The following is a 5,657-nucleotide window of genomic DNA, read 5'->3' as shown; positions in this document are numbered from 1 at the left end:
AGTAAAATTTGGCACCGACCTACTCTCCCACGTGTTACCGCAGTACCATCGGCTCTGGCGGGCTTAACTTCTCTGTTCGGAATGGGAAGAGGTGGACACCGCCGATATAGGCACCTGAAGATTTTTAGAGTTGTAAGTTGTAAGCCTGGAGTTGTAAGTTCTTGTCTTTCGACTTATAACTTATAACGTATTACTTAGAACTGATCAACAATGACATATTATTGAAAGAAGTGATTGAAGTGAGAAGACAACGGTGTGTATCTGCTATTGAGAAAGCTTCGGGTAATTAGTACTACTCGACTTTGGTGTCGCCACCTTTACATCTGTAGCCTATCAACGTTGTAGTCTTCAACGACCCTCAATGGAAGTCTCATCTTGTGGCTAGTTTCGCACTTAGATGCTTTCAGCGCTTATCTATTCCAAACATAGCTACTCTGCAGTACAGCTGGCGCCATAACAGATTCACTAGCGGTTTGTCCAACCCGGTCCTCTCGTACTAAGGTCAGCCCCACTCAAACTTCCTGCGCCCACAACAGATAGGGACCGAACTGTCTCGCGACGTTCTGAACCCAGCTCGCGTGCCACTTTAATCGGCGAACAGCCGAACCCTTGGGACCTTCTCCAGCCCCAGGATGTGACGAGCCGACATCGAGGTGCCAAACCTCCCCGTCGATATGAGCTCTTGGGGGAGATCAGCCTGTTATCCCCAGCGTACCTTTTATCCTTTGAGCGATGGCCCTTCCATGCAGAACCACCGGATCACTATATCCGTCTTTCGACCCTGCTCGGCTTGTCTGCCTCACAGTCAAGCAAGCTTATGCTATTGCACTCCACGTACGGTTACCAAGCGTACTGAGCTTACCTTTGAAAGCCTCCGTTACCTTTTTGGAGGCGACCACCCCAGTCAAACTACCCACCAAACAATGTCCCCGACTTGGCCGGGTTAGACACCGAATACAGAAAGGGTGGTATTTCAAGGTTGATTCCACGACTCCTGGCGAAGCCGCTTCACTATCTCCCACCTATCCTACACATCCTGTATCCAATATCAATGTTAAGTTGTAGTGAAGGTGCATGGGGTCTTTCCGTCCCGTTGCGGGTAACCGGCGTCTTCACCGATACCACAATTTCACCGAGCTCATGGCTGAGACAGCGCCCAGATCGTTACACCATTCGTGCAGGTCGGAACTTACCCGACAAGGAATTTCGCTACCTTAGGACCGTTATAGTTACGGCCGCCGTTTACTGGGGCTTCGATTCAATGCTTCGCCTTGCGACTAACATCCCCTCTTAACCTTCCAGCACCGGGCAGGTGTCAGGCCTTATACCTCATCTTTCGATTTTGCAAAGCCATGTGTTTTTGTTAAACAGTCGCCTGGGCCTTTTCACTGCGGCTGGATCGCTCCAGCGCCCCTTCTCCCGAAGTTACAGGGCCATTTTGCCGAGTTCCTTAGCCATGATTCACTCGAGCACCTTAGGATTCTCTCCTCGACTACCTGTGTCGGTTTACGGTACGGGTTTTTATAACCTGAAGCTTAGCGGGTTTTCTTGGAAGTCTGTTTACCTGCTCTATCCGCGCCCCCGAAGGTTTGCGGTACTATTGGGTTTCAGCAAATTCAGCGGATTTTCCTACCGAACCTATACCTACGCCTTTTAACCAGCTATTCCGTCAGCTGGCGGCAGTGTCACTACTCCGTCACCACATCGCAGTTATAAAAAGTACTGGAATATTAACCAGTTGTCCATCGGCTTCGCCACCCGGCTACACCTTAGGCCCCGACTAACCCTGATCCGATTAGCGTTGATCAGGAAACCTTAGTCTTTCGGTGGGCGGGTTTCTCTCCCGCCTTATCGTTACTTATGCCTACATTTGCTTTTCTATAATCTCCACCATCCATTACCAGACAGCTTCACTGACGATAGAATGCTCCCCTACCGATATTTACATATCCCATAGCTTCGGTATACCACTTGATGCCCGTTTATTATCCATGCCCGATCGCTCGACTAGTGAGCTGTTACGCACTCTTTAAATGAATGGCTGCTTCCAAGCCAACATCCTAGCTGTCTATGCAATCGGACCTCGTTAGTTCAACTTAGCGGTAATTTAGGGACCTTAGCTGATGGTCTGGGTTCTTTCCCTCTCGGCGCGTGACCTTAGCACCCCGCGCCTCACTGCAGATCATATTTTATAGCATTCGGAGTTTATCTGGATTTGGTAGGATTTGACTCCCCCGCACCCAATTAGTAGCTCTACCTCTATAAAACTTAATATCCACGCTGTTCCTAAAAACATTTCGGGGAGTACGAGCTATTTCCCAGTTTGATTGGCCTTTCACCCCTACCCACAACTCATCCGGAAGCTTTTCAACGCTTATCGGTTCGGTCCTCCAGTACCTGTTACGGCACCTTCAACCTGGTCATGGGTAGATCACAAGGTTTCGCGTCTACCTCCCCTGACTATGCGCCCTATTCAGACTCGCTTTCGCTTCGGCTTCAGTGCTGAACACCTTAACCTTGCCAGGGAAGAGTAACTCGTAGGCTCATTATGCAAAAGGCACGCCGTCACAGCTTACGCTGCTCCGACCGCTTGTAAGCACACGGTTTCAGGTTCTATTTCACTCCCCTGTTCGGGGTTCTTTTCACCTTTCCCTCACGGTACTGGTTCACTATCGGTCTCTCAGGAGTATTTAGCCTTACCGGATGGTGCCGGCAGATTCCCACAAGGCGTCTCCAACCTCGCAGTACTCAGGATACCACTAGCCTACTATTGCTTACTTGTACGCAGCTATCATGCTCTATGGCCGGGTTTCCCACCCCGTTCCAATTCACTTTAGTAGTCATGTTGTGGTCCTACAACCCCAGTTATGCCGTAACATAGCTGGTTTGGGCTCTTTCCCTTTCGCTCGCCACTACTCAGGAAATCATTATTATTTTCTCTTCCTCTGCTTACTTAGATGTTTCAGTTCGGCAGGTTTGCGCTTTTGCAATATACCTTCAGTATATTAGGTTTCCCCATTCGGAAATCTGCGGATCACGTCCTATTTGCGAATCCCCGCAGCTTATCGCAGCTTATCACGTCCTTCATCGCCTCTGAGAGCCAAGGCATCCCCCGTGTGCCCTTTCTTACTTTCTTCTACGCTTGCCGCTTTTGCTCGGCAAGGTATGCTTTTGAGTGTTGATTCAAGCTGTATTACACGTTATTGGTTGCAGGTACAAGTACCTTCAACTTTCAACTCGTAACTTTCAACTCAAAAACAACGTCTCTACTGTTGTCTTCTCTTTCAATTACTTCTTCCAATATGTCAAAGAACTTTTTCAAGTTGTAAGTTGAAGGTTGTAAGTTCTAAGTATTGCTACCTTTAACTTTTAACTACTACTTGTAACTCGAAGCGTGGAGAATAACGGATTCGAACCGTTGACCCCCTGCGTGCAAGGCAGGTGCTCTAGCCAGCTGAGCTAATTCCCCGTAAGATTTAAGTTGTACGTTCTAAGTTGCAGGTTATAAGTCTGTTGCCACTGGCTTAGACTGATAACGTACTACCTTCAACTTTCAACTCGCCTTGTAGTCCCGAGCAGATTTGAACTGCTGACCCCTACATTATCAGTGTAGTGCTCTAACCAAACTGAGCTACGGGACTGTCTTTTGATTCAATCACGCCTCTCGGTCGGCAGTGCCACTGATTGGCTTATCTTTTCGGGTTGTTTTTTTATAAAGAAAATATCTGTAACGTAACGAGCGTCAATCCACACACTCTAGAAAGGAGGTATTCCAGCCGCACCTTCCGGTACGGCTACCTTGTTACGACTTAGCCCCAGTTACCGGTTTTACCCTAGGCGGCTCCTTGCGGTTACCGACTTCAGGTACCCCCAGCTTCCATGGCTTGACGGGCGGTGTGTACAAGGCCCGGGAACGTATTCACCGCGTCATTGCTGATACGCGATTACTAGCGAATCCAACTTCATGAGGTCGAGTTGCAGACCTCAATCCGAACTGTGAATGGCTTTTTGAGATTGGCATCCTGTTACCAGGTAGCTGCCCTCTGTACCATCCATTGTAGCACGTGTGTAGCCCCGGACGTAAGGGCCATGATGACTTGACGTCGTCCCCTCCTTCCTCTCTGTTTGCACAGGCAGTCTGAATAGAGTCCCCACCTTTACATGCTGGCAACTATTCACAGGGGTTGCGCTCGTTGCGGGACTTAACCCAACACCTCACGGCACGAGCTGACGACAGCCATGCAGCACCTAGTTTCGTGTCCCGAAGGACGCATCCATCTCTGGATACTTCACTAACTTTCAAGCCCGGGTAAGGTTCCTCGCGTATCATCGAATTAAACCACATGCTCCTCCGCTTGTGCGGGCCCCCGTCAATTCCTTTGAGTTTCACCCTTGCGGGCGTACTCCCCAGGTGGAATACTTAACGCTTTCGCTTAGACGCTAACTGTATATCGCTAACATCGAGTATTCATCGTTTAGGGCGTGGACTACCAGGGTATCTAATCCTGTTTGATCCCCACGCTTTCGTGCCTCAGCGTCAATTAAACTTTAGTAAGCTGCCTTCGCAATTGGTGTTCTGTGACATATCTATGCATTTCACCGCTACTTGTCACATTCCGCCTACCTCAAGTTCATTCAAGCTCTTCAGTATCAAAGGCACTGCGATGGTTGAGCCACCGTCTTTCACCCCTGACTTAAAAAGCCGCCTACGCACCCTTTAAACCCAATAAATCCGGATAACGCTTGGATCCTCCGTATTACCGCGGCTGCTGGCACGGAGTTAGCCGATCCTTATTCTTACCGTACATTCAGCCCTTTACACGTAAAGGGGTTTATTCCGGTACAAAAGCAGTTTACAACCCATAGGGCCGTCTTCCTGCACGCGGCATGGCTGGTTCAGAGTTGCCTCCATTGACCAATATTCCTTACTGCTGCCTCCCGTAGGAGTCTGGTCCGTGTCTCAGTACCAGTGTGGGGGGTCATCCTCTCAGATCCCCTAGACATCGTCGCCTTGGTGAGCCGTTACCTCACCAACTAGCTAATGTCACGCATGCCCATCTTAATCCCATAAATGTTTGATAATACTACGATGCCATAGCATTATTTTATGCGGTATTAGTCCGACTTTCGCCGGGTTATTCCCCTGATTAAGGTAGGTTGCATACGCGTTACGCACCCGTGCGCCACTGTCATGAAGAGCAAGCTCTCCAATCTCGTTCGACTTGCATGTATTAGGCCTGCCGCTAGCGTTCATCCTGAGCCAGGATCAAACTCTCCATTGTAATGTTAAGTTTGTTCTTGACCCTATTTTCTCAAATAGAATCGTTAATACTATTTGTATGAATTGACTTTATCTTGTTAAAATCATAACGAGATCTTTCTCGTTACGCTACATGACATTTCTTTAAAGAACTTCTGCGCCTCCCCATCCCGGTTCGGCTTCTATATCTAAACTCCTACTCTTATCGTCGAAGTATAAATCTGCTTGTTTTTTTAAACTTTCAACCTTGCGTTTACTCGTCTTTTTTGCTACCGCTTTCCGCTTTTGACTTTCAGTCCGTAGCTCCCTTTCGTTTGGGACTGCAAAGGTAGAAACTTTATTCTATTCTCCAAAATTTATTTTAACTTTTTTTTGAAGACCCAAAACCTTTTCTCTT

General features: G+C 48.3%; 2 tRNA genes and 3 rRNA genes. All 5 read right to left on the bottom strand.

The features are described from left to right. Positions 1–6: 6 nt before the first annotated feature. The 5 genes from rrf to ACLCDL_RS17755 all read right to left on the bottom strand — a co-directional run bounded on the left by rrf (position 7) and on the right by ACLCDL_RS17755 (position 5,282). Positions 7–118 (bottom strand): 5S ribosomal RNA (gene rrf / locus ACLCDL_RS17775). Positions 119–267: 149 nt separating this feature from the next. Further along, positions 268–3,136 (bottom strand): 23S ribosomal RNA (locus tag ACLCDL_RS17770). 259 nt (positions 3,137–3,395) lie between these two features. Next, positions 3,396–3,469 (bottom strand) — tRNA-Ala (locus ACLCDL_RS17765). Positions 3,470–3,566: 97 nt separating this feature from the next. Then, positions 3,567–3,641, bottom strand: a tRNA-Ile gene (locus ACLCDL_RS17760). Positions 3,642–3,760: 119 nt separating this feature from the next. Next, positions 3,761–5,282: ribosomal RNA gene (locus ACLCDL_RS17755) — 16S ribosomal RNA — on the bottom strand. Together the 16S, 23S and 5S rRNA genes with 2 tRNA genes alongside form the textbook arrangement of a ribosomal RNA operon. Positions 5,283–5,657: the final 375 nt, after the last annotated feature.

The organism is Rubrilithobacter danxiaensis (assembly GCF_047272945.1).
Lineage (GTDB): Bacteria > Bacteroidota > Bacteroidia > Sphingobacteriales > Sphingobacteriaceae > Rubrolithibacter > Rubrolithibacter danxiaensis.
This window is presented reverse-complemented; position numbering and strand designations above follow the sequence as displayed.